Raw genomic sequence first — 364 nt, forward strand, 5'->3', positions numbered from 1 at the left:
GAGCCGGTAGCTCTGGAACCAGATACCCAGCGAGATCGCCAGCAACAGGGCGATCAGCATGAAGGTGCGCCAGAACAGCGAACCAAAGAACCGCGTTGCGGTACGGCCGAGAGCGGTCGCCACGATGCTGACTGCGGACGAACCGGGACTACTTCACGCCATCGGGAATGAAGACGTAGCCCAGGCCCCAGACCGTCTGGATGAAGCGGGGGTTGCCCGGGTCCGGTTCGATGAGCTTGCGCAGGCGCGAGATCTGCACGTCCAGGCTGCGGTCGAACACTTCGTATTCGCGGCCGCGGGCCATTTCCATGAGCTTCTCGCGCGAGAGCGGCTGGCGCGGATGCCGCGCGAACACCTTGAGCAC

The 364-nt window shown here is 64.3% G+C and carries 1 protein-coding gene; it reads right to left on the reverse strand.

What is annotated here, in order from left to right:
• Positions 1 to 148: 148 nt before the first annotated feature.
• On the reverse strand, positions 149 to 364 hold a 216-nt coding region (locus tag AC1DDH_RS20890), incomplete at its 5' end, for a winged helix-turn-helix domain-containing protein (RefSeq protein WP_476956281.1).

Source organism: Arthrobacter sp. 10T425, from assembly GCF_056393985.1.